The sequence below is a fragment of the Pseudarthrobacter equi genome (genome assembly GCF_900105535.1).
Lineage (GTDB): Bacteria > Actinomycetota > Actinomycetes > Actinomycetales > Micrococcaceae > Arthrobacter > Arthrobacter equi.
In genome coordinates this window covers 4,203,217-4,228,018 of sequence record NZ_LT629779.1, presented here as the reverse complement: position 1 = coordinate 4,228,018, position 24,802 = coordinate 4,203,217, and the positions used below count along the sequence as shown (strand labels likewise).

The window sequence follows — 24,802 nt, the reverse complement described above, 5'->3', positions numbered from 1 at the left end:
GAAAGTGAATCAGCCGCGGATGCGCTCCATGCCCGGGTCCACCAGGGGCTCAGCGGAGACGGTGGCCGCCACGCGCTTGCCGAAGTATTCGACCTCCACGGCGTCACCGATTTCGACGCCGGCAGGCAGCCACGCGTAGGCGATCGGCTTGTGCACGGTGAAGCCGTAGGCGGCGCTGGTGACGTACCCAACGGCTTCCCCGCCCACATACACAGGTTCCTTGCCGAGCACCACCGACGTGCCGTCGTCGACCGTCAGGCAGCGCAGGGCCCGGGTGGCGGGCTGCTCCTTGCGCGATGCAAGGGCTTCGGCGCCCACGAACCCGGTTTTGTCCTTGGCCACGGAGAAGCCCAGGCCGGACTCGTAGGGGTGGTGCTCGGAGGTCATGTCGGTGCCCCACAGCCGGTAGCCCTTCTCCAGCCGCATGCTGTTGAAGGCGCCGCGTCCGGCGGCAACGATGCCGTGCTCCCGGCCGGCCTCGAACAGCAGGTCCCAGAGCTTCAGGCCGTACTCGGCGGTGGTGTAGAGCTCCCAGCCCAGTTCGCCCACGTAGGACAGGCGCATGGCGGTGACGGGGATGCCGCCTACGGAGATTTCCTTGGTGCGGAAGTACTTCAGGCCGTCGTTGGTCAGGTCGTCCGCACTGACCTTGCCGATCACCTCGCGGGCCAGCGGGCCCCACAGGCCGATGCAGCAGGTGCTGCCGGTGATGTCGGTGACGTGCGCCCACTGGGCCGAATCCGCAGCCGACTGCAGGCGGGCCTCCACGCGGAGGTAGTCGAAGTCCACATTGCTGTTGACGCCCAGCTGGAACTCCTCCTCGGTGAGCCTGGCGACGGTCACGTCACTGCGGATGCCGCCGTCGTGCTCAAGCAGGAGGCAGTAGGTCACGGCGCCGGGCTTCTTGGCGATGTTGCCCGTGCTGAGCCGGTGCAGCAGCGCCTGCGCCCCGGGGCCGGTCACGGATAGCCGCTTCAGCGGCGTCATGTCGTAGAGTCCGACGGCGGTGCGCGTCTTCCACGCTTCGGCGGCGGAGATGGGGGAGTGGAACATGGCGGCCCACTCCTCGCGTTCGGGCGCGCGCCATTCCTCGGGCAGCTCCGCCAGGAGCCCGCGGTTGGCTTCGAACCAGTGCGGGCGCTCCCAGCCGGCGGACTCCAGGAAGAACGCCCCGAGCTCTTTCTGACGGACGTTGAACGGGCTGACCCGCAGGTCCCGCGGCGACTTGCGCGGCTGCAGCGGGTGGAGGATGTCGTAGATCTCCACGAAGTTCTGCTGTGAGGTTTCGCTGACGTACGAATCGGACGTCTGCACCTTTTCGAAGCGGGTGAGCTCCGTTCCGTGCAGGTCGGTGCGGGAGCGGCCTTCCACGAGCAGTTCGGCAACAGCCTTGGCCACGCCGGAGGAGTGCGTCACCCAAACAGCTTCGGCCACGAAGAAGCCGGCCAGGTCCGGGTGTTCACCGATCAGCGGGCCGCCATCCGGGGTGAAGGAGAAGATGCCGTTGAACCCGTCCTGGATGCCGGCGCTGCGCAGTGCCGGCAGCAGGTCCTGGCTGTCTTCCCACGCGGGCACGAAATCCTCGAGGGTGAAGTCGAGCCGGGACGGCATGCGGTGGTCGGACATCTCGTCGGCGGCCACCTTCGGCAGGGCGGACATGTCCACGGGCATGGGACGGTGGGCGTAGCTGCCGATGCCGATGCTGTCGCCCCATTCGCGGTAGTACAGGTCCTTGTCCTGGTAGCGCAGGATGGGCTTGCTGGCTCCCTTGGGGAGCTCGTTGACGCCCTCAAGTTCGGGAAGCGGCGTGGTGACGACGTACTGGTGGGCCAGTGGCAGGAGGGGGACCTCCAGGCCCACCATCTTGCCGAGCTCCCGGCCCCAGAACCCTGCGCAGGACACGACGATGTCCGCCGGGATCACGCCGTCGGGGGTCTCGACGCCGGTGACCCTGCCGCCTTCCCGGGCGATGCCGGTGACGGTGGTGGAACCAAGGTAGGTGACGCCGTGTTCCCGGGAACGTTCGATCAGCAGCTGGACCGCCCGGGCGGCCAGCGCGAGCCCGTCGGTGGGAATTAGCAGGCCGCCCAGGACCTCGCGGCCGCCGGTGAGCGTGCCGGTGTTCAGCAGCGGGTAGATCTTTTCGCATTCATCAGCGTCGATGATCCGGCTTTCGACACCCCAGGAGGTCATTACGCCCATCTTGCGCTTGAGGTCCGCAAGCCGCTCGGGGGTGGTGGCCAGTTCAAGGCCGCCCACCTGGTTGAAGCAGGACTCCCCGTCCTTGCTGAGCGAGAGCAGCTTGTTGACGGTGTAGGTGGCGAACTCCGTCATCGTCTTTGACCCATTGTTCTGGAACACCAGGCCAGGAGCGTGGGAGGTGGAACCGCCGGCAAGTTCAAGCGGTCCCTGTTCCACCACGGTGATGTTGGTCCAGCCGCGGCTGGCGAGTTCGTCGGCGAGGTTCGTGCCGACGATGCCGGCTCCGATGATGACGACGCGGGGCGATGCGGTCATGGCGTGTGGATCTCCTGGTTGGCGGTGTTAAGTGGGAGCTGCGCTGTCGCTTCGCTATGAGCAACGCACATCACCATATGCAACACGGTGGCGCAGCTCACATCAGATGTCAAGGGGCTGCCTGCTTTGTTGCGGAGCCGGCGGGAGTATTTCGGGGGCAAAGAGAAAGGCCCCCGCCGCAAATGCGGCGAAGGCCTCTCCTTGGCGGCCCGGTTATGCCCCGGGTCGTTTCGAGCAGTCCCGGGTCAGTGGGAGAAGTCTGCCGAGATCTCGGCGAGGGTGCGCCCCTTCGTCTCTGGCGCGAGCCATTGCGAGAGCGCTGCGCCGAGCAGTGCGACGGCGGCGGCTACCACCATGCTCGGGCCCATGCCGATGTTGCTGATCGCCCACGGCAGGGCAAAGGTGCCGAGTGCGGCGCCGATGCGGCTGAAGGCGGCCGCGAAGCCCGTTCCGATGCCGCGCAGGTGGCCGGGGAATACCTCGGACGGATAGACCTGGGTCATCGTGGTGTAGCCGGCATTGAAGAAGGAGAACGCGAAGAACAGGACGAGTATCAGGATCGCTGGTGCGTCTGCCCAGACGCCGATGACCAGCAGGATGCCTGCGCACAGCCACTGCCCGGGCACGGTAAGGATCCGGCGGCCGAGCCGGTCAATCAGGAGCACTGAGGTGACAACACCTGCGGTTGCAAGGGCGGACAGGCCCACTCCACCGGCCCAGCCGCCGCCGAAACCGAATTGGTTGAGCACTTCGTCGGCAAAGGTGGCGATTGCGAAGTACGGGGTGACAGCGCAGAACCAGAAACCTGAGGTGAAGAGGGTGGTGCGCCAGTACTGCTTCGAGAACAGCATCCCCACGGAGGCGGTCTTGATTTTGCTCCTGCTCTTCGCGGCCTGGGCCTCCTGAATCATCCTGAGGTCGATCTCTTCGGTGATGCTGTCGTGCATCTGGGGCGATTCGACGTACCGGTGCGCGATCGCCAGTGCCTCTTCCCGCCGTCCCTTCGTGATGAGCCAGCTCGGCGATTCGGGGAGGCCGATGCGGGCGACGAACAGGACGGCTGCGATGATCGTGCTCGAGCCGAGGACGAGGCGCCATGGTGCGCCGGCGTCGTGCAGGAGCGTGCCGATGATGAACGCCATCATGAAGCCGACGTACCAGGCCACCAGGGTCAGTCCGAGCAGCCGCCCGCGGAGCTTTGGAGGGGAGAACTCTGACAGCAGGGGTCCGCCGATTGAGTATTCGCCGCCGATCGCGACGCCCATGAAGAACCGGATGATGGCCAGCTGGATCACGGCGCCGTCGCCGGAGGTTACAAAGAACTGCGCTGCTGAGGCGGCCAGGAACAGGCCCATGTCCACGAGGAACATCGGTTTGCGTCCGAACTTGTCGGCAGCCCAGCCGGCCAACGGGGAACCGACGAAGATACCCACCAGCGGGCCGGCGGCGATCATGCCCAGCGACAGTGCGTCGAGCTGGAGGTCTGACCGCATCAGTCCCGTGACGGGACCGATGATTCCGAGGATGTAACCGTCGAGGAACATCCCGCCGATGAAGACAGCGACAAGCCGAATCATGAAGCGGCGTTTGAACGTGGAGCTGGTACTTTCTGCTCTGCTTTGATCGATGGTGCTGCCACCTTGGATTGTCATCAACAGTTCCTTCGGGTTTTGTTGCGGCAGCGGGATGCTCGCCGCAGCGGGGGCCGCTGGGGAGCAGGGTTCCTCCACCAGCGGCCACCGCAAGGTCGGGTTTCTCGTTGAAGTGATCGCGTCCCAGTTGCCTAGGCCCGGTGCCGAGGAATGGGAAGTACGCGCATCTGAGAAGGTACTCGTTCCGGGATGATCAACATGCTTCGTGTTATGCAACAAAACAGTGCGCCAGGTCACACCCGTTGTCAAGAAGATGTCGGCCGGTAATTGCGATGCCCAGCACTGGCGCCCGCCCTGAAAATGGGCAGCAGGAATCGCGCCCCCGGCGACGGGGGAGTGGCAGGCTCGAACTGGCGCCGCGGGGCGTTAGTTGTTCTGGCCGGCGCCTGCCTGGAGAAGGTCTTCTGTTACGGCACGTGGCGGGTCCAACCGGTCCCGGCCCGCGTAGACGTTCAGGCTGTGGCCCCTGCTGAATCCCGCCAGCGTGAGGCCGGTTTCAACCGCCAGGTCGATGGCCAGGCTTGACGGGGCGCTCACCGCGGAGAGCACTGGAATGCCGGCAAGTGCGGCCTTCTGGACGAGTTCAAACGACGCCCGGCCGGACACCTGCAGCACCGTGCCGCGCAGGGGCAGCAGGCCTTGCCGGAGGGCCCACCCCACCACCTTGTCCACGGCATTGTGCCGGCCCACGTCCTCGCGCAGGCACAGCAGCTCGGGCTCGCCACCCCCCACCCGGAAGAGGCCGGCAGCGTGGACACCGCCGGTCTTGTCGAATACGGCCTGGGCTTCCCGGAGCTTGTCCGGGAGGGCGGCGAGTGCGTCAACCGGGACCTTCAGCGGGTCCGCCGAGGGATCGTAGTGCAGGGTCTTCCGCACTGCCTCGATGGACTCCGTTCCGCAGATGCCGCACGAGCTGGAGGTGTAGACATGCCGCATCGTTTCGGGCAGGGGCACGTCCGGACGCAGCTGGGCGTCCACCACGTTGAAGTTCTGCACTTCGTCGGGACCGCCGGCGCAGAAGCGCAGGGACACCAGCTCGGACCCGTCCCGGATTACACCTTCGGAGACGAGGAACCCGGCCACGAGGTCGAAGTCGTCGCCCGGCGTCCTCATGGTGACGGCGAACGAACGGCCGCCCAGCCGGATCTCCAAGGGCTCTTCCGCGGCGATCACATCCTCCTTGAACCGGACCGGATATTCCGTGCCCGAGCCGTCCAGCTGGAAGCGGTGGATCTTGCGGCGCTGCGTCATGCGTGCCAAAGCGTGCTCCTTCCAGCGTTCGCGCCCATCGGGGTGGCGGCTGCAGGGGTCCAGGGAAGAGGCAGTATCGCCACCGGTTCCCCGGAGTCGACGCCGCCGGGCGGCACCACCATGACGCCCTCCGCCCACGCCAGGCCGCGCATCATGCCCGGTCCGGTGTGGTCCACGGGAAAGGCCAGCCCGGACAGGAACCGGCACGGGATGAGCCGCGTCCGCCCCTTCCCGTCGCTGCAGCCGCCGTCGGGGCCGAAGTCATTGCCGGAGGCGGCGTGCCGGACCTGCGGCAGGGGCTGGTTCCCCAGCGCGGCCAGCAAGGGGGCGCCGATGGTGGCCAGCGCCATCATGGCGGCCAGGGGATTTCCGGGAAGTCCGACGGCGAAGCGCCCGTCGGGCAGTTCGGCCAGGACGGCAGGGTGTCCGGGGCGCATGGCGACGCCGTCCAGCAGCAGGCGTCCGCCCAGCGCGGCCACCGCGTCCCGGAAGTGGTCGGTGCCGGACTTGCCGGTCCCCCCGGTGGTGATGACGACGTCGGACCGCGACTTCGAACCGGCACCGGAGCCTTCCAGCGCCTCCAGCCAAGCATCGAAGGAGTCACCAATGCGGATGAAAGTGCCCGGTATGCCGCCCAGCTGGGAAATGACGGTGCCCAGCTGCGGTCCGAAGGTGTCCCGGACGTTTCCGGGGGCAGGAATGCCTGACGTCACTACCTCGGAGCCGGTCAGGACGACGGAAACCACCGGTTGTGACTGCACCTCCACCTGGTCATGGCCGGCCACGGCGGCAAGGGCCAGGTGGGCGGGGTTGAGGACTGTGCCCGCGGGGATCAGCGTTTCGCCGGCCAATGCCTCGGTCCCTGCGGGGCGCACGTGCTGGCCCGGCCGGGGTTCGCCCGGCTTCGCGTCGGCGCGGACGGTAAGGGCGGGACGCCCCGTTTCGTCCTTAGCCACCAGGCCGCTTTCCTTGCGGAGCACCGCTGTTGCGCCGTCCGGAACCAGGCCGCCGGTGGCGATGACTGCGGCCGTTCCCGGCGCCAGTGGATGCTGCCCGCCGGCCAGGAGCCAGGGTCCATCCCCGTTCAGTGCCCAGCCGTCCATTGCCGAAGAGGCGTAGTGGGGCAGGTCCTGCAACGCGGTCACTGCGCTGGAGAGGGTTCGTCCGGCCGCTTGATGGAGCGGAACCTGAACGGAGGGGAGGGGTCCTGCGCAGTCGTAGGCAAGGCGCCTGGCTTCCGGCCAATCGATCGAGTGCAGTCCGGTCCCCGCCATTGGGGACGTGGGATCTGCGATGGGCGTAAACGTCATCATGGATGCCCCTTGCGGAGTTGAAGCGAAAACGCCCGTTGCCCGTAAGCGGTGCTTCGACGAGGAATACCTCCCCAGGTTTCAGGCCATCGAAGCACCGTCTACGAGCAACGGGCGACTGATATCTCATTCTTGCGACTAAAGATATATCAGTTATGTTAGGTGAGTAGTGGATGCCGTGTCCACACTTTTTTTGAACGCTAGGCGTTTTCCAGGAGCTGGACCGGCGACTGCTGCCGGGCAGCCTCCACCGTGTGCAGCAGCAACAGCGCGGTGGTCACCGAGCCGACGCCGCCGGGGACCGGGGTCAGTGCGGCGGCGATGCCGGTCACGCTTGCCCCGTCCACATCGCCCACCAAGGAGCCGTCTGGGAGGACGTTGGTGCCAACGTCCACCACCACGGTGTCCGGCGAGATGTGGCTGCCGTTCACCAGCCCTGTCCTTCCGGCGGCCACCACCACAATGTCCGCCTGCCTGGTGTGCCGTTCCAGCGGGCCGGAACGGGAGTGGCACACGGTGATGGCCGCGTCGCGTTCCAGCAGCAGCAGCGCCAGGGGTTTGCCCACGACGGCGGACCGGCCCACCACGGCCACGCTGCGGCCTGCAACGGGGACGTCGTAGTGGTCGAGGATTTCCACCACGGCGCGGGCGGTTGCCGGTGCAAAGGCCGGCTGCCCCACGGCAAGCCTGCCGAGGCTAAGCGGGTTGGCGCCGTCAATGTCCTTTTCCGGCGCGATCAGGCCCACCAGGGCATCGCTCCGGACTCCTGCCGGCAGTGGCGTCTGCAGGATGATGCCGTGGACCGAGGGCTCCGCGCTGAGGTCCCGCAGGACGTTGGCCAGCACCTGCTCGGTGGCATCGTGCCCGAGGTCGATGATGCGGCAGCCGATGCCCGCAGCTTCAGCCGCCCGTTCGATGGAGCGGACGTACCAGTGCGTTGACTCGTCGTCGGTGGCGATGACCACGGCCAGGGACGGATGCCCACCGTCCCGCTCGAGTGCCCGGGCTTCGTCCTGGGCGCGCTGCCGGATGACTCCGGCCAGCGCTTTTCCGGACAGTGTTGTGGTAGTCGAGGTGCTCATCGAAGGATCCTTTCCCGTACCCGGGCCGCGAGGCTGTCCGCTGCCGCAACAACCTTGTCTGCGAGGCCGTCCGTCTGGTCGGCCAGCAGCGACCTGACGGACGGGTCCTTGATGGCCACGAGGTTGATGTCGATGTTCACCCTGGCGGTGGTTGCGGCGGCCCGGGCGGCATCCGCCGCTGCTGCGACGTCGCTGATGACGTTCGGGTTTGCCACCTCGCCCAGTTCGGTGGCGAGTTGCACCACCGAACCGGCGAGTTTGATGAGCTGAGCCGGGGTCTGCGCTGCCTGGACGAGGGCCGCCTGGATGGCGCCGCTCTTGGCAGCCTTCAGTTCCTCCGTGTCGGCAGGCAGCTTGTAGGAATCGATGACCGCCTGGAAGACCTGCTCATCCGAATCCGCCAGCCGCAGGGCTTCGGTGGCGAGTTCGTCGGCGATGCCGGTGATCCGCTCCACCAGCGCCGCGTGTTCCGCATACTTGGGACCCGTGGTGTACCGGGCAACCATGGCCACCAGGGCGGCGCCCTGCGCAGCATGGAGGGCCGCAGCGGCGCCGCCCCCGGGGGTCGGCTGCCGGGAGGCGAGCCGGGCGAGGTAGCCGCTGATGGTCTCTGCGCCTATTGACGCCGGGCCGGGGGAACCTGCGCTGTCCGCTTGCTGTTCGGCCATGGTCAGCCGCGCAGCCGGGACATGGTGGGATCGTACAGCGGATCCTGCGTGACGGTGGCCACGATGCGGCGGCCGAAGTACTCGATTTCCACCGCGTCGCCTACCGATACCTCGGCGGGAAGGTAGGCGTACGCAATGGGCTTGGCCACCGTGTATCCGTAGGCCGCGCTGGTGACGTAACCCACCGCCTGGTCCTTGTAGAACACCGGTTCCTTGCCCAGCACAATGCTGCGGCCGTCGTCGACCGTCAGGCAGCGCAGGCGCCGCGCCGACGTCTCCTCCGTGCGTCCTTCCAGGGCGGCCTTGCCGACGAAGTTCTCCTTGGCCATCTTGACGGCGAAGCCCAGGCCCGCCTCGAACGGATCGTGCTCGGTGGTCATGTCCGTTCCCCAGGAGCGGTAGCCCTTCTCCAAGCGGAGTGAGCTGAAGGCGGCGCGGCCTGCGGCGATGATGCCGAAGGGCTGGCCGGCCTTCCACAGCGCGTCCCAGAGGCGCTGGCCATTGTCTGCGCTGGTGTAGAGCTCCCAGCCGAGCTCGCCGACGTAGGACAGCCGCATGGCGGTGACCGGGACACCGCCGATGACAACCTGCTTGGACCGGAAGTACTTCAGGCCGTCGTTGGTGAAGTCGTCCTTGCTGACCGCGCCGACCACCTCACGGGCGAGGGGTCCCCAGAGGCCGATGCAGCAGGTGCCACCGGTGGTGTCGCGCACCTGGACCCAGTCGCTGGCGGTGCCGCTTTCGGTCTGGTGCCGTGCGGCCCGGTCGAAGTAGGCGGTGTCGATATTGCCGTTGGCGCCGAGCTGGAACGTGTCCTCGCTCAGGCGGGCCACCGTGATGTCGCTTCGCACGCCGCCTTCGTGGTCAAGCAGGAGCGTGTAGGTGACGGCTCCCGGCTTCTTGTTGAGGTCCGCGGTGGTCAGTTCCTGCAGCAGCTTCAGGGCGCCCGGGCCGGAGACCTCGAGGCGCTTCAGCGGCGTCATGTCGTACATGGCGACGGCGGTACGGGTCTTCCATGCTTCGGCAGCCGCAATGGGCGAGCTGAACATGCCGGACCAGGCATCGCGTGCCGGCGGCTGCCAGTCTGCGGGCATCTCCTTGAGCAGTTCGGCGTTGGCCTCGAACCAGTAAGGGCGTTCCCAGCCGCCGCCTTCCAGGAAGTAGCCGCCCAGCTGCTTGTGCCGGGCGTGGAAGGGGCTGACGCGCAGGTTGCGCGGGGACAGCTTGGGCTGGAGCGGGTGCAGGACGTCGTAGATTTCCACGAAGTTCTGCTGCGAGGTTTCGCTGACGTACTCGGGGGTCAGCTGGACTTCCTCGAAGCGGTGGATGTCGCAGTCACCCAAGTCGATGGAGGACTTGCCGGTGGTCAGCAACTCGGCCACGGCGCGGGCAATGCCGGCCGAGTGGGTGACCCAGACGGCTTCGGCAACAAAGAATCCGTCCAGTTCCTTGGATTCGCCCACCAGGGAGCCGCCGTCAGGGGTAAAGGAGAAGATGCCGTTGAAGCCGTCCTCGATTTCGCTTTCGCGCAGGGCGGGCAGGATCTGCTTGGTGGCTTCCCAAGCGGGGAGGAAGTCCTCCACGGTGAAGTCCAGCCGGGACGGCATGTTGTGCTCGCTGATCTCGTCCGGCTTGAAGCTGCCGAGTTCGTCCAGGTCCACGGGCATGGGTTTGTGGGCGTAGGAACCGATGCCGTACCGGTCACCGTGCTCGCGGTAGTAGAGGTCCTGGTCCTGGTGGCGGAGGATGGGGAGCTGTGCGCCGTTGGGCAGCTCATTCTTGCCCTGCAGGGCCGGGACCGGAGTGGTCTTGACGTACTGGTGGGCCAGGGGCAGCAGCGGCACGGACATGCCGATCAGTTCGCCGATCTTGGCACCCCAGAATCCGCCGCAGGAGACCACGATGTCTGCCGGGATCACGCCGTCGGGCGTCTGCACGCCGGTGACGCGGCGGCCGGACTGTTCTATCCCCGTGACAGTGGTGTTGCCCTGGTACTTCACGCCGGCGGCTTCGGTGCGCTTGATCAGCAGCTGCACGGCGCGGGCAGCGCTGGCGAGTCCGTCGCTGGGAACGTGGAGGCCGCCGAGGATGTCCTCATCGTTGATGAGCGGGTAGAGCTCCTTGCATTCGGCCGGGGAGAGGATGGAACCCTCGATGCCCCATGCCTGTGCGTACCCGAGCTTGCGCTTGAGGTCGGCCAGGCGGGTTTCGTTGGTGGCAACTTCGAGGCCGCCCACCTGGTTGAAGCAGCTGACGCCGTCCTCGGTCAGGGAGAGGAGCTTTTCCACCGTGTACTTGGCGAACAGCGCCATGGACTTGGAGGGGTTGGTCTGGAAGACCAGGCCGGGGGCGTGGGACGTTGAGCCGCCCGGCATGTTGAGCGGGCCCTGGTCCAGGACGGTGATGTTGTTCCAACCCCTGGTGACCAGTTCATCCGCCAGGTTCGTGCCGACAATGCCAGCTCCGATGATGACAATGCGTGGCGTCGATTCCATGTGGTTCTCCTGCTGAAAAGTCATTGATGTGCTGTGTGCTGGGTGCGGCGCCGGCTAGCGGAACACCACGGTGCTGGTCTGGTCCAGCAGGACGCGGTGCTGGCAGTGCCACCGCACGGCGCGGGACAGGGCGAGGGCTTCGGCGTCCTGTCCCACGGTGGACAGGGTGCCCGGTCCGAAGCTGTGGTCAACCCGGATGACTTCCTGTTCGATGATGGGACCCTCGTCCAGATCGGCGGTGACGTAGTGCGCGGTGGCACCGATGAGCTTGACGCCGCGGGCGTGGGCCTGGTGGTAGGGCTTTGCACCCTTGAAGCCGGGCAGGAAGGAGTGGTGGATATTGATGGCGCGGCCTTCGAGGGCACGGCACAGATCGTTGGACAGGACCTGCATGTAGCGGGCCAGGACCACCAGGTCCACGTCGTATTCCTCCACCAGGTCCAGCAGGCGCTGCTCGGCGTCCGCCTTCGTGTCCGCGGTGACGGGAATGTGGATGAACGGCAGGCCGGCGGCCTCGGCCATCGCGCGGTGGGTTTCGTGGTTGGACACGACTGCAACGAGGTCACCGCCCAGGGTGCCGCCGCGCCAGCGGAAGATGAGGTCGTTGAGGCAGTGCCCGAACTTGGACACCATCACCAGCACGCGCTGCTGGGTCTGGTCGTTGAAGCTGAACTTCATGTCGAACCGGTCTGCGATGGGACGGAACTCTTCTTCGAGCGTTTCCCGGGTGTAGGCCGGCGAACCGGAGAACGCGGTACGCAGGTGCAGCGTTTCGCGGAGGCTGTCATCGAACTGCTGGTGCTCGTCAATGTTGAAGCCGCGGTCGAACAGGAAGGTTGTCACGGCCTGGACGATGCCGGCGCGCTCGCCGCAGGACAGGGTCAGGACAAACTTCTGATCCGTCGGCTGCTCAACCGTTTCGGTAAGCGTGGTCCCGCCGAGGGCCGTCGATGAGGCTGTTTCCACCAGGGTCATGTCTCCTCCTTCTATAGATATATTCCTGTGTTGCGTACTGATATATTAGGTTGGAGATCAGCGTATACTGGTCGGTGGGTGAGGTCAATAGGTTTTTTCGACTCAAGGGGAAGAGGTCCTGCGATGGCAATTGAAACTTTGGCGCTCGCGGAAGATGCCGCCAGGAAATCGCTAGCGGACGTGGCCTACGAAAGCATCCGCGACAGGCTGCTGATGCTGGACATCAAGCCGGGCGACCTGCTTAACGACGATGCGCTGTCCAAATCACTGGGCGTGGGGCGGACGCCCGTTCGCGAGGCCCTCAAGCGGCTGGAACTGGACAGGCTGGTGGTGACCTACCCCCGGCGCGGCACCTTCGCCACCCGCGTGGATGTGACCGACCTTTCGTTCATCTCTGAGATCCGCGCGCAACTGGAGCCCTTGGCAGCTTCGCGCGCAGCGCGTGTTGCCTCGCCGGCCGTCCGGGCGAACCTCAAAGACATTTTGGCCGAGGTTGAGGCCTTCGATGTCAGCGCAGCCTCCGTGGTGGAAACCCTCCAGCTGGATTCCCGGGTCCACCACAGCATCTATGCGGCAGCCGCCAACCCGCACCTCGAAGACATCCTGATCCGCTACGACAACCTGGCAACGAGGATCTGGTGCATGGTGGTGGACCGCCTGCCGGACCTCTCGGTCCATGTGCATGAACACCTGAACCTGCTGCGGGCGGTCATCGACGGCGATGAGGACAGCGCGGCCGATCTGGCGCGCGTGCACGTCAGCGGGTTCGAGCGCGCCGTCCGTGAGGCATTGTTCAGCGCCTGAGTGCCTCCTTGGGTCGGTCCACGGGGATCCCGTCAGCGGATGCCCTGCAATTACGCCGACCGTCAGGCGCTGTTGGGGCACGCCCTCCAGCAGCCCGCGCCACCATCGCGCTGCCGTTCAGCTGTGCGCGCGGCGTATTTCCTGCCGATGCCGCCGACATTCCGGAACGGTGTTGACGCCCCGTGTGACCCGGGTCATACTTTGATCACCATTGATATATCAAAAAAATATCAATGCGAACCCAGAAGGGTTGACCGCACTATCCGGAGGAAGAGATGAACCCCAGCGTGCACGCCGTCGCGGATGCCGGAAGCAGCACCCTCGAGGCAAGGCTGAACGGCCGCGGAAAGAGCGTGCCGGTGCAGGGAGTCCGGGCCGACTGGGCCCGCCTTCCCGGACACACCGTGGAGGTGTGGTTGCTCGGGGAGCACGTGGCGACGGGCGTGGTGGACCAGGCCGCGGACGACGATTCGGTCCTGTGGCTCGCCGGCGCCGGCGCCGATACCCGCCGCCTTTTCGACAAGGGCACCGGCTACCAGATCTGGGTTTAGGCCCGTACTGAAGCTGTCTTGGCGGCCAAACCGTTTGGAGCAGGTTCCAGCCGGCGACGTCACCCGGCGCCGCTGGCGGGTCGAGCGGCAGCACAACGGAAATGCCCGAACCCCACCCCGGCAGGAGGTCCACCTCCATGCGCCCGGCCAGTGCCTGCACCCGGCCACTGCAGCCGGCCCATGGCGGGCGCCTCGGTGGACAGTTCGGCTGATCCACCGTGGAACCGGAGGAAAGCCTGGTCCTCGCCTGAAGGGCGCGGGAAGCAAAAAGGGTCCGGCCCCGGTGGAAATCCACCAGGGCCGGACCTTCTTTTGCGTGGTTTGGCTAGTTCTTGCTGGCCTCGGCGCTGGAAACAGCGCTGGAACCCGTGCCGGGGCAGGATTCCCCTTCCGCGCACTTCTCGCTGTGTTCGTGCCGGGTCACTAGGTCGAACTGGACGCCGCCGTGCTGTTCGACGCCGGTGCGGATGGCGCGTTCGACGACGGACGTCGCCAGGCGGCGGCGCAGCGACAGCGGGTCCCGCCGCAGGTCCTTGGCGAGGGCGAAGCACAGCAGCAGCATCACCACGACGAACGGCAGCGCCGCCACAATGGTGATCCTTTGCAGGCCTGACAACGCTTCGGACGGTTCATCGCCGCCGGCCAGCAGCATCACCGCGGCCACGGCGCCGGTGAGGGCGCCCCAGAAGATCACGAGTCCGCGCTTGGGATCCGAGGCTCCGTTGGAGCTGAGGGAGGACATGATCAGTGAGGCTGAATCCGCGCCCGTGATGAAGAAGATGGCTACGAGGACCATCGCCAGCACGATCACCGCGGCTGTCAGCCAGCCCGGCATCGGCAGGTTCTTCACCAGGTTGAACAGTGCCCCGTCAAAGTCGATCGAAGCCACGCCGTCGGTGACGGTCATCAGGCCGGGCTGGCCTGCCTCGTCAGCTTTCTGCTGCACATCGAATGCTGCCCCGCCGAAAATTCCGAACCAGATCACGCTGACAACGCTGGGAACCAGGAGGACGCCGGTGACGAACTGCCGGATGGTGCGGCCGCGGCTGATGCGGGCGATGAACATGCCGACGAAGGGCGTCCAGGAGATCCACCAGGCCCAGTAGAAGATGGTCCAACTGGACATCCAGGTGCGCAGGGCCTCGTCCCCAACTGCCTCGGTGCGGGAGGACATCTCCGCCAGATCGCGGGCGTAGTCGCCCACGGCCGAGGGGATGAGGTTCAGGATGAACAGGGTGGGGCCGGCGATGAACACGATGAGCGCCAGGACCACGGCCAGGACCATGTTGATATTGGACAGCCACTGGATGCCGCGGCTGATGCCGGAGACTGCGGACGCCACGAAGCATGCCGTCAGGATGGCCACGATGGCCACCAGTGCCGGGGTTCCCACTTCGCCCACCCAGCCGTTGGAGGTGAGGCCGCTGCCGATCTGCAGGGCGCCCAGGCCCAGCGATGCGGCGGTGCCGAAGAGCGTGGCGAAGATGGCAAGGATGTTGATGAACTTGCCCACCGGTCCCTCAACCGTCCGGATGCCGAACAGTGACGTGAACGCTGCGGAGATCAGTTGCTTGCGGCCCAGCCGGTAGGTCCCGTAGGCCATCGCAATGCCCACCACGGCGTACATGGCCCAGGGGTGCAGGGTCCAGTGGAAGATCGAGGTGGCCATGGCGGTTTGGATGGCGGCGGGTGTGCGGCCGTCAACCGTTCCGGGTGGCGGCGAGATGAAGTGGTAGAGCGGCTCTGCGACGCCGTAGAACATCAGGCCGATGCCCATGCCGGCCGCGAACATCATGGCGATCCAGGACACGGTGCGGAATTCGGGCTTTTCGCCGTCCTTGCCGAGGGGGATGTTGCCGAACTTCCCCATGGCCAGCCACAGGACGAAGACGACAAACAGGGAGGCGAGGACCATGAAGAGCCAGCCCGTGTACTCCATGACCCAATCAAGGGCGTCCTTGGAGGTGGCGGCCAGGCTGTCCTTGCCGAAGAAACCCCAGAGCACGAAGGCGACGGCGATGGCGCCCGTGATTCCGAAAGTTGCCTTGTCCAGGGTGAGCTTGCGGTTGCGGCGCTGGGACACCGCATGTTCGGTCTTGGTCTGGCGCAGTTCCTCGAGGATCTGGTCGTACTCCTCGGTGTCCGGGAGGGGTTCCGTGAGTGCGTCCTCGGCGGGAATGCTGTCCTGGTCGTCCTCGGGACGCCCGGGTTTAGGGGTGGTTAATTCACTATTGATAGCCATGAGCTGGATCCTTTGCTCGGCGGTCATGGACATGCGCAATGGCAGGGCCTGGCGCGTCCGCCGGATCGAAGCTTGGGGGACTTCGCCGGAGTTGAAGGCCATGATGTCGCCGTAGATGGTGCGTAGCTGTTTTAAGGCAGGTGCTTGCCGGCAGTCTCTTCCCGGCGCCGGCAGGCGTGGTGCGTGGAGTTACCTCTGGTATGGGTCGCGGCGGCTGGAAGATACCGACGGACCGGGATGGCGGACGGGTAAAGCACCTGGGGAGTGTTTCGCAAGGGTCAACAGTATTCGCGTTAGGCAACAGAGTGCGCTACGCCACATTTAAAGTCAAGGTATTTCACCTTGCCGGTGGAACAAGACCCGGCCGCTTGACAGTGAGGAAAGCGAAATCTATTTGTTGCACACTGCGGCGACGGTTGCGCAGGGGGAACCAAAATCGCCCGAAATGGACACAAGAATGGCCCCGACCCATACGGGCCAGGGCCATTCTTAGGGGTGCTTAGCGCCTGGAGTACCCCATGTTGGCGCTGATCTGGAGGCCTGCCTCCCGGAGTGCCTCCACCAGGCCCGGAATCTTTTCCGGGTCGAAGCGGAAGGCCGGACCGGAAATGCTGATGGAGCCCACCACGTTGCCCTGGTGGTTGAGCACCGGCACCGCTATGGCGTTCAGGCCGATCTCGAACTCTTCGCGGACCACCGCGTAACCCTTGTTGCCGGCTTCCAGCAGCTGGCGGTCCAGTTCCTGCCGGTTGGTGACGGTGCGGGACGTGCGGGCCGGGAGGCCGGTCTCCTTCAGGATCCTGTCGCGTTCCTCCGTAGCCAGTGCGGCCAGGAGGATCTTTCCGCTGGACGTGGCGTGCAGCGGGGTCAGGCTGCCCACCCAGTCGTAGGTGGCCAGCGTGGAGGGTCCCATGGCCTGGTCCACGTTGACCGCGTAGTTGGAGCGCAGTACAGCCAGGTTGACCGTCTCCTTGAACTCGGCCGCGAGGCCCTCCAGGACTGGCCGTGCCTCGTGGACCAGGCTGAGCCGGCCGGGGATGACGCTGGCGAGTCGGAGGATGCCGAATCCCAGCTGGTATTTTCCGCGGTCGCTGTTCTGCTGGACCATGTCCCGGCTGACCAGGGATCCCATCAGCCGGGACACCGTGGACTTGTGGATGCCCATTTCCTCGGCAATTTCACTGACTCCGGCCTGGCCTTCACGTGCCAGGATTTCCAGGACCGCGAGGGCGCGCTCCACGGACTGCACCCCGCCGGACGGGCCGCTTTCGGCGTCCGCGTCGGGTTCGGGGTGGTTGTTCGAAGCCATCAGGCGCTCCCACGTCGTCGCTGCCGCTTGCGTGCCGGAGGGCCGCAAGCGCTGGTCGATTTCTCCATTCGATCCTATGCCGGGATCTGTGACCGGCACGACACGGTGTCCGGCAGGACGGTCTGCGACGTAGGCCGAAGGTGCAGCGGGACGGGTGCTAGCTGCCCCGGTAGGTGGAGTAGGCGAACGGGCTCAGCAGCAGCGGGACGTGGTAGTGCTCAGGGCCCGATACTTCGAAAACCAGGTCCACTTCGGGGAAGAAAGTGGCGGTCTGCAGGCCGGCGTAATACGTGCCGGTGTCAAAGTTCAGCTTGTAGTGGCCCGGTTCCAGCTGCTCGGGGCCAAGGTCCTTCGCGCGGCCGTCCGCATCGGTAGTGGAGGCGGCGAGCTCACGCCAGGTGCCGGCGTCGTTCTTCGAAAGGACGACGGCGACGCCCGCCGCCGGGCGCCCGGCACCGGTGTCGAGGATGTGGGTGGTGACGTGGGAGACGCTCATTCGGTGATCAGTCCTTCGAGCCGGAGTACGGCGATTTCGCGCAGCTGCTGGGCCACGATGGTGTCTTCCTCTGCGGGGGTGTTGGCGAGCCGGCTGTTGAGTGCCGCAAGGATTTCCGGCGCGGTACGGCCGGCGGCGCGGATAAGGAACACCCGGCCGAACTTTTCCTCGTACTCCCGGTTGCCGCGGGCCAGCGCCTCCGCCGCCGCGGCGTCCGCGGGATCCACGCCGGCCTGCTCGGAGCGGGACATGGACGCCTCGGCTGTACCCGCCGTCGGCCGTTCCCCGATCCTGGGGTGGTGGGCCATGGCGGCCTCCACCTCGGCGGGGGTGAAGGGGTTGGCGGCCCCGGACGCGAACGCCAAAAGGGCTTCCCTGGTGTCGAAGGGCCTGGCTGCGGTGACGGCATCCACCCAGCGGGTGACATCGATGCAGGGCTTGAGGGTGTCTGCGGCGGAGGAGGGGTCCGCGCTGTTGAATTCGGCAAGCTTCATGCTGGCTGGTTCCTCGGTAGCGATGCTGGCATCCATGGTGACGGCTATGCGGAGGCCGGATTGCCCGGCGCCTTCGTGACGGACTCGCCGAGGCATGTCCACTAAGGTTCCGCATCATGGAACTGTTATTTCAGCATACGTAATATCTAAGGGCAGGAAGGGTGTGGTGTCAAGAGACTACAACACCGCCGCGGCCTACCCGGTATCATCACGGAAAGGCCTTTCAAAGGCCTGCTGACACAGACTGGGGAGTCAACAGAATATGGACGGGACGCTATGCAGACGCTGACCGATCAGGACGCCGGACGCGATCTTGGCCTGCAGGAATACGGATTACTGCCGGCCCACGAGGGGACTATCCCCATACTTATTGACCGCCAGGCGCAGGGCGCCCTCGACAACCTGGTCCGCGTGGCGGCATCACTGTGCGGGGTGCCGTACGGCGTGGTCAACATCATCACCTCGGACCAGCAGCTGCAGATTGCGGCGTCCGGGACCGCGGCCGGCATCTGCTCGCGCGAGGACTCCATGTGCGCCTCCGTGTTCCTGGATCCAGGAACCACTGTGGTGCGGGACGCTTCCCTGGACCCGCGCTTTGCCGCCAACCCGTTCGTCACGGGGGAAATCGCGGATGTCCGCTTCTACGCCTCCGTGCCGCTGCGAACGTCTAATGGCCTGGTGCTGGGTTCGCTGTGCGTCTTTTCGGACCAGGCCGAACTCCCCACGCCGGAGCAGATAGACCTGGTGGAGGTGCTGGCCCAGCAGGTGGTGGAACTCCTCGAACTCCAGCACCGGACGCTCCAGCTTGACCATGCCCTGGTGGAGCTGCGTCGCAGCAACGCCATGCTGTCCGAGTTCGCCGGCCGCGTGAGCCATGACCTCCGCGCTCCGCTGACCACCATCCTGGGCTACGTTGAGCTGGCCGAGGACGATCCCGGCATGGCCCCGGACCACCCGGCAGCCGAATACCTGGGACTGATCGGAACGGGCGGCCGGCGCATGCTGGGAACCCTCGAAGACGTGCTCAACTACGCCCGCGCGGATGGGGAGCTGCATCTGGAGCGGGTGTCCCTGCTGGCCGTCACGGCAGAAGCGGCCCAGGACCTCGGGGTGGACCTGGGGCTGGGCAGCGGTTTCCTGTGCGAGGATGCGGAACTCACCGCCGACCGCCAGCAGCTGCGCACCCTGATCCAGAACCTGCTGGCCAACTCGCTGAACTACCGGGAGCCCGGGCGGGGCCTGGAAGTGGCCATCACCGCCACCACCTGCCCTGGCGGCGTCACCGTCCATGTGGCGGACAACGGCAAAGGCATCAGGCCGGCGGACCGGGGACGGGCGGTGGAACCGCTGGTCCGGCTTCACCGGCCCGGCGACGGCCCGGGAACAGGCCTGGGCCTGGCTACCTGCCAGCGGATTGCCCAGTCACACGGAGGCGAACTGAGCATCAGTGAAACTCCAGGCGGTGGAGCCACCGTCTCAGTGCTGTTCCCCGCCGCGCAGTAGCGTGCGGGCGTAGTGCCGGTGGTTAGGTTTGCCGGAACCGGGTTCCGGCAAACCCAACCGTCAGGCAGCAGTCAGTCCTGGGAAGACGTGCGGGACAGGACCCAGGTGCTGGTGCCGTCCTGCCGTTCGAACGTCACGGTGGTCACCAGGGCCTGGATCAGGGCAAGCCCGCGGCCGGACTCGGCATCCTCGCCGGGCGTTGCCGGTTCCATGGGGCCGAAGGGCGGCTTGGCGTTGTAGGCGCTCACGCGGGCCTGGAGCAGCAGCGGCTCCACGGTGATGTCCACGCCGAGTTCCACCGGATCCGCGCCCGCCGGTTCGGCGTGCTGGACGATGTTGGACGCTGACTCGATCACCGCCGTGGTGAACGTCATCTGGTCCATGTCATTCACGAACGGCACATCGAGCCACAGGCTGTCCATGTCGTTGTGGACATCGTTGATGGCGTCTTCGGTGGCGAGCCCGCGGAAGCTGCGCGAGGCGAGCACTTCAGTCATTGCCGAACGCCTCTTCGACCGACGGGTAGGCCGTGAGGACCTTGTCCATGCTGGTGAGCTGCAGGACCATCTTCACCTGCGGCTGGACTGCCGCGATCCGCAGGTCCCCGCCGGCCTGCCGCGCAGCCTTCAGGCAGCCAATGAGGGCGCCCAGCCCGGACGAATCCATGAAGGCGGTGTTCTCCAGGTTGACCACGATCCGGTTGGACCCGCCGGCGATCACGTCCGTGACGAACTCGCGGAGCTTGGGCGCGGACACCATGTTCAGCCGCCCGTCCGCCTTGACCTCGGCATATGAGTCCTTGACCTCATAGCTAAACTCCATCGGGATTCCTCTCGGATTGTGTTGGTTCTGCGGATTCTGCGGGCGGTTCAAAGCCCTTGTAGAGCACGGCGCGGACCAGGATGGACATGACCACCAGGTCGAAGATCACCCAGGCCACGTTCACCAGGGTGCCCAGCGGTTCTGCCAGGCCGGTGGCCAGGCGGACAATTCCGACGACGGCGGCCACGGCCAGCAGGATGGACACCACGATCTGGGGCTGGATCAGGCTCCAGCTGGGTCCGCCGCTTTGGCGCGCCTTGGGCGTCACCGCGAACCCCAGGGGACGGCCGAACCAGACGTTGCGGGCCGCCGTCGTACACGCCTTGATCCACGTGGGGAACAGGGCGAGGCTGTACTGCTGGCCGCGCCACGTGGGAATGCCGCGGCCGGCCACCGCGAACAGCAGCTGGTTGACCACCATGAACGGAATGAACCGGATGAAGAAGTCCCAGCTGAGGCTGGTGACGGGCAGGATGCCCAGCAGCAGGTAGATGATGGGGGCTGCGAAGTAGATAACCGCCGCGAAGCCGCTCAGGTAGGTCCACATGGTGGCGAAGTACATCAGCCGCTGGCCGATTTTCAGGCCCTTCTGCACCAGCGGGTTCTCCCGGAGCAGCACCTGGATGGTGCCCTGGGCCCAGCGGAGCCGCTGGGTGAGCATGGTCTTCAGGTCCTCCGGCGCCAGGCCGTACGCCAGGATCTCGTGGTGGTAGACGCTCTGCCAGCCCATGGCGTGCATGCGCATGGCGGTGGCCATGTCCTCGGTGACCGAAATGGTGGCCAGCGGCATGATCGGCTGGGCTTCGTCGTTGCGTTCCACCGAGAGCGCATCCAGGACGGCCTGGACCGATTCGAGGGCGCCCAGCGGGGACCAGTCGCGGGCGGACATGCGCTGCACAGCGTCGTCGGCCACCACCGGAACGCCGGCCTCGCCAACGTGGGCGAGTTCCATGGCCGCGATTTCCTCGAGGTCCGACTGCAGTGCCTCGACGTCTGCCTGCACCAGGGTCTGGACGGCGGTGTCCACGCGGCGGCGCACCCGGTAGGTGATCTCGCTGAGCGCCATGCCGGAGTCCAGTTCCTGCTGCGCTTCAACAGTGGCGGCTTCCACCTCGTCCAGCACCTGCGCCACCAGCGAGTCCATGTCCGTGGACTTGCGCGCCTGCCGGATGGCCTGCCGGGAGGCTGCCAGCGCGCGGCGGATGCTCTTCTCGGTCTCCTTCACGTAGCCCACCAGGCCCAGCTGCATCAGCGCTTCGCGGCGCAGGATGGCGTTGGAGCCGCAGAAGAAGGCAGCGTTCCAGCCGTCCTTGCCCTGCTGGATGGGGCCGTAGAACAGCGGGGCCTGGCTGCCCAGGGGGTCGTCGGCCGGGACGTTGCTGAAGTACTGCGGGGTCTGGACCAGCGCCACCTTGCTGTTGTTGAAGTAGCCCAGCGTCTTTTCCAGGATGTCCGGTTCGGGGATCTGGTCCGCATCCAGGATCAGCAGGAACTCGCCGTCGGTCTGCATCAGCGCATTGTTCAGGTTCCCCGCCTTGGCGTGGCGGGGCAGGTCTTTGGTCCAGTCCTCGCTGCGGGTCACATAACCCAGCCCGTGCCGTTCGGCGAGTGCCTTCATCTCGGGGCGGGCGCCGTCGTCGAGGATCCAGGTGCTGTGCGGATGCCGGATCCGCTGGGCCGCCAGCGCCGTGGTGAGCACCATGTCAAGGTCCTCGTTATACGTGGTGATGAAGACGTCCACCGTGGCATCGGCCGGTGGCTCCGGGGCGCCCTTGCGGATCTTCAGGTTCCACACCGTCATGCCGAACAGCATCACGTCGATGAGACTGTACGTTTCGGCGATGACCAGCGGCAGGGCGATCCACCAGGCTTCCCAGTTCAGGGAGGCCATCCACCGCCAGGCGATGTAGTTCACGCCGGTGATAACGGTCAGCACCACCACCACGCGGGTCCAGAACCGGGTCATACCGCCACATCCTGGGGGAGCCTGCGGACCACAACCACCGTCACATCGTCCTCAGCGGTCTCGGCCGGGGCGAGGGACAGGATGGCGCTGCTGGCCGCCTGCGCGGAATCCTCGGCCTGGGTGGCCCGCCGGACGGCCTCCGTGAAGTCCTCCACGGATTCGAAGACATCCAGCACGCCGTCACTGACCACCACCAGGCAGTCGCCGGGCGCCAGGTCGAGGCCGGACTGGGGCCACTCGGACCCGGACCAGGCCCCCACCGGCGGCCCTCCCGAAGGAAGGCGGTGTGCTGCCCCGCCCGACTCGACGTGCAGCGCGAGCCCGTGGCCGGCGTCGACATAGCTGACCTTGCCCGACGCCGCGTCCAGCCGGGCGTGGAAGAGGGTAACAAAGGAGTTGGAGGAATCAAGGTCCGTGGCGATCGCCTTGCTGGCGGAGGCGAACGCGCCGTCCAGGTCCTGCCGGCGGCCGGTGGAGCGCATGACGGCGCGGACCGTAGCGGCGATCAGGGCCGCACCCATGCCCTTGCCCATGGCATCGGCAAAGGTCAGGTGCAGGCCTTCGGGTGTCTGGTACCAGTCGTAGAAGTCCCCGCCCACGCTGCGTGAGGGACGGAAGACCCCGGCAACGTCGTACCCCTCAACACGGATGTCCTCCTTGGGCAGGAGGCTCAGCTGGACCTCGGTGGCACGCTGGAGTTCGCTGCGCGATGCCGTGTCAGCGGCGGGGGAGGGCCGGCGGCGGAACAGGGCGTTGATCCGTGACTGCAGTTCACGCGGGCTGAACGGCTTGCTGATGTATTCATCGGCGCCGTTGTCCAGGCCCGTCAGCTTGTCCAGCTCGTCCGCGCGGGCGGTCAGCATGACGATGAACGCATCGGAAAATTCGCGGAGGAGTTTGCAGACTTCCAGGCCGTCCAGGTCCGGGAGGTTCAGGTCAAGCGTGACCAGGTCCGGCTGGCTGCGCCGGACTTCCTCGACGCCGGTCAGGCCCGTACCGGCCTCCGTGACTTCGAAGCCCTGCTTGGTCAGCACGCGGACCAGGAGCCCGCGGATGTCCGGGTCATCCTCGATGACAACGGCACGACGAACTTCAGGGGGAGAGACCATAGCTCTACTTCTACCGTATTAAGGCGGACGGGGCATGTCTCAGCGCTTCACAGTTTCCAGCGAATCCGCTGTTCAGCGGCGGAATGCAGCCATGACGACGGCGCCGTGGACCCGCTGAAGGGCATCTTGCGCAAATCTTGGGACCGGCTTGCCCAGACGTTGAGCATGGACCGGGACACTCGGACCAAGGCTGCAGCTTCCGGGCAGCAGGGGACACGACGGCGGTCCCCGCCGGAAGTTGCCTGGCTGGCGGATCGCGGGGGAAGCCATGGAACAGACCAAAAATACGAACCGGGGTGCGCCTGCCCAGAGTGCGCCGGCCCGGGGTGGCGCCGCCGGCCTGGACGTCGGAGCTGGTCCGGGTGTTGGCCTGGACCTGATCGTTAAGGAAGTCCTGGAGGTGGGCGCGGCCAAGGCCCGGGCACTATGGTGCCTTCACGTCCATGCCCGCAAAGTCCGGGCCGCTGCCCGCGACCTCGCGGATGCCCTGGCCGAGTCCAGGGACGTCTGGAACTGGCCGGGAGACCGCCTGCCCGTAGGGGACGAGATGTCGCAGCACGTGGAGAAGCTGACCCACCGGTTGAGGGTGGAGACAGACGCGCACCACCGGCTGGAAGGACTCTTCAAAACTGTGGGCCGGGGGCGTTCCGTCCAGGCGGTTTAGATGCCACACTGAGGAGCAATCGATTGGCTGGGGGAAACAGTCAGGAGATTGCGGTGGGTTGGATGGCAGGTTGGGCTTACCTTTTGGCAGGACTCATGACCATGGACGCGCTTCTCCTGGCGCTGTGGGCCATGGATGTGGACTGGGGCAAGTACTGGCGAAGGAAGTAGACGCCTCACCCGCGGCCGGCGTCCGGCCTAAGCGCTGCGGCGGCTCACGATCTCGTTGATCCAGATTGGCGCGAACGGTGACGTGCAGTTGGGCGGTGTGGGGTAGTTCTTGAGGACCTCCAGGCGCTCGCCGATGCCGATGGCCCTGGCCCGCTGGTCCGGATGCTCGATCCCGATCTGCGCAAGGGTGTGGTTCATGGCCCACTGCAGGCGGTCCGGGGCGGCCTTCATCTCCGCCTCGATGGTGTCCAGCAGGCCCGGCAGGTCAAGTCCGTCCGGCTTCTTGGCCACCCGCTCAGTGGTGAGGGCCCAGCCTGCACTGGCTACCACGGGGTCTGGGTCTGCCGTCCAGGCCACGCGGAGTGCTTCGGCGTGCGGGCTCTTCTTGACCACGTAGTTGACCAGCCAGTCGTGGACTTTCGGTGCCCGGGATTCGCGCAGCATTGCGTCCAGTTCCTCGCGGCTGAAGTCCTTAGGCCGGCAGATCAGCAGCGCCAGGAGCCGCGCCGCGGTATCCCCGGAGGCCCACAGCTGCCGTGCCAGGTCCTGCTGGGTTTTCAGCCGCTTGGCCACGGCCCGGAGCTTGCCCAGGTTGATGCCGTGATCGTCCCCGCGCTTCTCATTGGCTTCGCGAAACTTGGGATCTTCGAGCTCCGCCAGTTCGGCCAGAACCTCATCCACTGCCTGGGACATCCCTACCTCCGCATGCGTTGCCGTGAAGT

General features: G+C 66.2%; 21 protein-coding genes. 4 read left to right on the top strand and 17 right to left on the bottom strand.

Annotation, left to right across the window (positions count from 1 at the left end):
- Nucleotides 1–9: 9 nt before the first annotated feature.
- The 8 genes from BLT71_RS19270 to purU all read right to left on the bottom strand — a co-directional run bounded on the left by BLT71_RS19270 (nucleotide 10) and on the right by purU (nucleotide 11,950).
- The gene (locus tag BLT71_RS19270; RefSeq protein ID WP_091723416.1) at nucleotides 10–2,517 is read right to left on the bottom strand and encodes a GcvT family protein; all 2,508 of its coding nucleotides are present in this window, start codon (nucleotides 2,515–2,517) and stop codon (nucleotides 10–12) included.
- Between the two features lie 245 nt (nucleotides 2,518–2,762).
- Nucleotides 2,763–4,169, bottom strand: coding sequence for an MFS transporter (locus BLT71_RS19265; protein ID WP_091723415.1), 1,407 nt, complete (start codon nucleotides 4,167–4,169; stop codon nucleotides 2,763–2,765).
- A gap of 366 nt (nucleotides 4,170–4,535) precedes the next feature.
- Nucleotides 4,536–5,429 carry a formate dehydrogenase accessory sulfurtransferase FdhD gene (gene fdhD, locus BLT71_RS19260; protein ID WP_091723413.1) on the bottom strand — a complete coding sequence of 298 codons (894 nt, stop codon included), beginning with the start codon at nucleotides 5,427–5,429 and terminating at the stop codon, nucleotides 4,536–4,538.
- Nucleotides 5,417–6,733 (bottom strand): molybdopterin molybdotransferase MoeA, encoded by a 1,317-nt coding sequence (locus BLT71_RS19255; RefSeq protein WP_091723412.1) that lies wholly within the window; start codon nucleotides 6,731–6,733, stop codon nucleotides 5,417–5,419. The genes fdhD and BLT71_RS19255 overlap by 13 nt, the downstream gene beginning before the upstream one ends.
- Before the next feature lie 197 nt (nucleotides 6,734–6,930).
- Complete coding sequence (locus tag BLT71_RS19250; protein WP_091723410.1) at nucleotides 6,931–7,812, bottom strand: bifunctional 5,10-methylenetetrahydrofolate dehydrogenase/5,10-methenyltetrahydrofolate cyclohydrolase; 882 nt, start codon at nucleotides 7,810–7,812, stop codon at nucleotides 6,931–6,933.
- Nucleotides 7,809–8,480 (bottom strand): cyclodeaminase/cyclohydrolase family protein, encoded by a 672-nt coding sequence (locus BLT71_RS19245; protein WP_091723409.1) that lies wholly within the window; start codon nucleotides 8,478–8,480, stop codon nucleotides 7,809–7,811. Before BLT71_RS19245 ends, BLT71_RS19250 begins: the two co-directional genes overlap by 4 nt.
- Before the next feature lie 2 nt (nucleotides 8,481–8,482).
- A complete protein-coding gene (locus BLT71_RS19240; protein WP_091723407.1) occupies nucleotides 8,483–10,975 on the bottom strand; it encodes a GcvT family protein in 2,493 nt (830 codons plus the stop codon).
- Between the two features lie 54 nt (nucleotides 10,976–11,029).
- Nucleotides 11,030–11,950, bottom strand: a complete 921-nt coding sequence (gene purU, locus BLT71_RS19235; RefSeq protein ID WP_091723406.1) for a formyltetrahydrofolate deformylase — start codon at nucleotides 11,948–11,950, stop codon at nucleotides 11,030–11,032.
- A gap of 123 nt (nucleotides 11,951–12,073) precedes the next feature.
- Between purU and BLT71_RS19230 the strand changes: the two genes are divergently transcribed.
- Both BLT71_RS19230 and BLT71_RS19225 read left to right on the top strand, forming a co-directional pair.
- The gene (locus BLT71_RS19230) at nucleotides 12,074–12,754 is read left to right on the top strand and encodes a GntR family transcriptional regulator (protein WP_091723404.1); all 681 of its coding nucleotides are present in this window, start codon (nucleotides 12,074–12,076) and stop codon (nucleotides 12,752–12,754) included.
- 275 nt (nucleotides 12,755–13,029) lie between these two features.
- Nucleotides 13,030–13,305, top strand: coding sequence for a hypothetical protein (locus BLT71_RS19225; protein ID WP_231994381.1), 276 nt, complete (start codon nucleotides 13,030–13,032; stop codon nucleotides 13,303–13,305).
- A 325-nt stretch (nucleotides 13,306–13,630) separates the two neighbouring features.
- On the opposite strand, the gene BLT71_RS19220 is transcribed toward BLT71_RS19225, so the two are convergent.
- The 4 genes from BLT71_RS19220 to uraD all read right to left on the bottom strand — a co-directional run bounded on the left by BLT71_RS19220 (nucleotide 13,631) and on the right by uraD (nucleotide 17,846).
- Nucleotides 13,631–15,547, bottom strand: coding sequence for a BCCT family transporter (locus tag BLT71_RS19220; protein ID WP_091723402.1), 1,917 nt, complete (start codon nucleotides 15,545–15,547; stop codon nucleotides 13,631–13,633).
- A gap of 499 nt (nucleotides 15,548–16,046) precedes the next feature.
- A complete protein-coding gene (locus BLT71_RS19215) occupies nucleotides 16,047–16,856 on the bottom strand; it encodes an IclR family transcriptional regulator (protein WP_091723401.1) in 810 nt (269 codons plus the stop codon).
- Nucleotides 16,857–17,013: 157 nt separating this feature from the next.
- A complete protein-coding gene (uraH, locus tag BLT71_RS19210) occupies nucleotides 17,014–17,352 on the bottom strand; it encodes a hydroxyisourate hydrolase (RefSeq protein WP_091723399.1) in 339 nt (112 codons plus the stop codon).
- Nucleotides 17,349–17,846, bottom strand: a complete 498-nt coding sequence (gene uraD / locus BLT71_RS19205) for a 2-oxo-4-hydroxy-4-carboxy-5-ureidoimidazoline decarboxylase (protein WP_091724205.1) — start codon at nucleotides 17,844–17,846, stop codon at nucleotides 17,349–17,351. Before uraD ends, uraH begins: the two co-directional genes overlap by 4 nt.
- 276 nt (nucleotides 17,847–18,122) lie before the next feature.
- On the opposite strand from uraD, the gene BLT71_RS19200 reads away from it, so the two are divergent.
- On the top strand, nucleotides 18,123–19,349 hold the full coding sequence (locus tag BLT71_RS19200; RefSeq protein WP_091723398.1) for a GAF domain-containing sensor histidine kinase: 1,227 nt from the start codon (nucleotides 18,123–18,125) through the stop codon (nucleotides 19,347–19,349).
- 71 nt (nucleotides 19,350–19,420) lie between these two features.
- Here BLT71_RS19200 and BLT71_RS19195 read toward each other — a convergent pair whose 3' ends face one another.
- The 4 genes from BLT71_RS19195 to BLT71_RS19180 are packed head-to-tail and all read right to left on the bottom strand — an operon-like array spanning nucleotide 19,421 to nucleotide 23,246.
- The gene (locus tag BLT71_RS19195) at nucleotides 19,421–19,846 is read right to left on the bottom strand and encodes an ATP-binding protein (RefSeq protein ID WP_091723396.1); all 426 of its coding nucleotides are present in this window, start codon (nucleotides 19,844–19,846) and stop codon (nucleotides 19,421–19,423) included.
- Nucleotides 19,839–20,171, bottom strand: a complete 333-nt coding sequence (locus tag BLT71_RS19190; protein WP_091723395.1) for an STAS domain-containing protein — start codon at nucleotides 20,169–20,171, stop codon at nucleotides 19,839–19,841. The genes BLT71_RS19195 and BLT71_RS19190 overlap by 8 nt, the downstream gene beginning before the upstream one ends.
- Nucleotides 20,161–22,137, bottom strand: a complete 1,977-nt coding sequence (locus BLT71_RS19185; protein ID WP_091723393.1) for a glycosyltransferase family 2 protein — start codon at nucleotides 22,135–22,137, stop codon at nucleotides 20,161–20,163. The genes BLT71_RS19190 and BLT71_RS19185 overlap by 11 nt, the downstream gene beginning before the upstream one ends.
- Nucleotides 22,134–23,246, bottom strand: coding sequence for a PP2C family protein-serine/threonine phosphatase (locus BLT71_RS19180; RefSeq protein WP_091723391.1), 1,113 nt, complete (start codon nucleotides 23,244–23,246; stop codon nucleotides 22,134–22,136). The genes BLT71_RS19185 and BLT71_RS19180 overlap by 4 nt, the downstream gene beginning before the upstream one ends.
- 268 nt (nucleotides 23,247–23,514) lie before the next feature.
- Here BLT71_RS19180 and BLT71_RS19175 point away from each other — a divergent pair, with 268 nt between their 5' ends.
- Entirely contained in the window at nucleotides 23,515–23,910 is a 396-nt protein-coding gene (locus BLT71_RS19175) for a hypothetical protein (RefSeq protein ID WP_231994380.1), read from the top strand.
- A 197-nt stretch (nucleotides 23,911–24,107) separates the two neighbouring features.
- Here BLT71_RS19175 and BLT71_RS19170 read toward each other — a convergent pair whose 3' ends face one another.
- Nucleotides 24,108–24,773, bottom strand: a complete 666-nt coding sequence (locus tag BLT71_RS19170) for a DNA alkylation repair protein (RefSeq protein WP_091723389.1) — start codon at nucleotides 24,771–24,773, stop codon at nucleotides 24,108–24,110.
- Between the last annotated feature and the right edge of the window lie 29 nt (nucleotides 24,774–24,802).

Coding starts and splice junctions, on each gene's coding strand:
- BLT71_RS19270 (WP_091723416.1), bottom strand. CDS start 2,517: ATGACCGCATCGCCCCGCGTCGTCATCATCGGAGCCGGCATCGTCGGC.
- BLT71_RS19265 (WP_091723415.1), bottom strand. CDS start 4,169: ATGACAATCCAAGGTGGCAGCACCATCGATCAAAGCAGAGCAGAAAGT.
- BLT71_RS19255 (WP_091723412.1), bottom strand. CDS start 6,733: ATGATGACGTTTACGCCCATCGCAGATCCCACGTCCCCAATGGCGGGG.
- BLT71_RS19250 (WP_091723410.1), bottom strand. CDS start 7,812: ATGAGCACCTCGACTACCACAACACTGTCCGGAAAAGCGCTGGCCGGA.
- BLT71_RS19245 (WP_091723409.1), bottom strand. CDS start 8,480: ATGGCCGAACAGCAAGCGGACAGCGCAGGTTCCCCCGGCCCGGCGTCA.
- BLT71_RS19240 (WP_091723407.1), bottom strand. CDS start 10,975: ATGGAATCGACGCCACGCATTGTCATCATCGGAGCTGGCATTGTCGGC.
- purU (WP_091723406.1), bottom strand. CDS start 11,950: ATGACCCTGGTGGAAACAGCCTCATCGACGGCCCTCGGCGGGACCACG.
- BLT71_RS19230 (WP_091723404.1), top strand. CDS start 12,074: ATGGCAATTGAAACTTTGGCGCTCGCGGAAGATGCCGCCAGGAAATCG.
- BLT71_RS19225 (WP_231994381.1), top strand. CDS start 13,030: ATGAACCCCAGCGTGCACGCCGTCGCGGATGCCGGAAGCAGCACCCTC.
- BLT71_RS19220 (WP_091723402.1), bottom strand. CDS start 15,547: ATGGCTATCAATAGTGAATTAACCACCCCTAAACCCGGGCGTCCCGAG.
- BLT71_RS19215 (WP_091723401.1), bottom strand. CDS start 16,856: ATGGCTTCGAACAACCACCCCGAACCCGACGCGGACGCCGAAAGCGGC.
- uraH (WP_091723399.1), bottom strand. CDS start 17,352: ATGAGCGTCTCCCACGTCACCACCCACATCCTCGACACCGGTGCCGGG.
- uraD (WP_091724205.1), bottom strand. CDS start 17,846: ATGAAGCTTGCCGAATTCAACAGCGCGGACCCCTCCTCCGCCGCAGAC.
- BLT71_RS19200 (WP_091723398.1), top strand. CDS start 18,123: ATGCAGACGCTGACCGATCAGGACGCCGGACGCGATCTTGGCCTGCAG.
- BLT71_RS19195 (WP_091723396.1), bottom strand. CDS start 19,846: ATGACTGAAGTGCTCGCCTCGCGCAGCTTCCGCGGGCTCGCCACCGAA.
- BLT71_RS19190 (WP_091723395.1), bottom strand. CDS start 20,171: ATGGAGTTTAGCTATGAGGTCAAGGACTCATATGCCGAGGTCAAGGCG.
- BLT71_RS19185 (WP_091723393.1), bottom strand. CDS start 22,137: ATGACCCGGTTCTGGACCCGCGTGGTGGTGGTGCTGACCGTTATCACC.
- BLT71_RS19180 (WP_091723391.1), bottom strand. CDS start 23,246: ATGGTCTCTCCCCCTGAAGTTCGTCGTGCCGTTGTCATCGAGGATGAC.
- BLT71_RS19175 (WP_231994380.1), top strand. CDS start 23,515: ATGGAACAGACCAAAAATACGAACCGGGGTGCGCCTGCCCAGAGTGCG.
- BLT71_RS19170 (WP_091723389.1), bottom strand. CDS start 24,773: ATGTCCCAGGCAGTGGATGAGGTTCTGGCCGAACTGGCGGAGCTCGAA.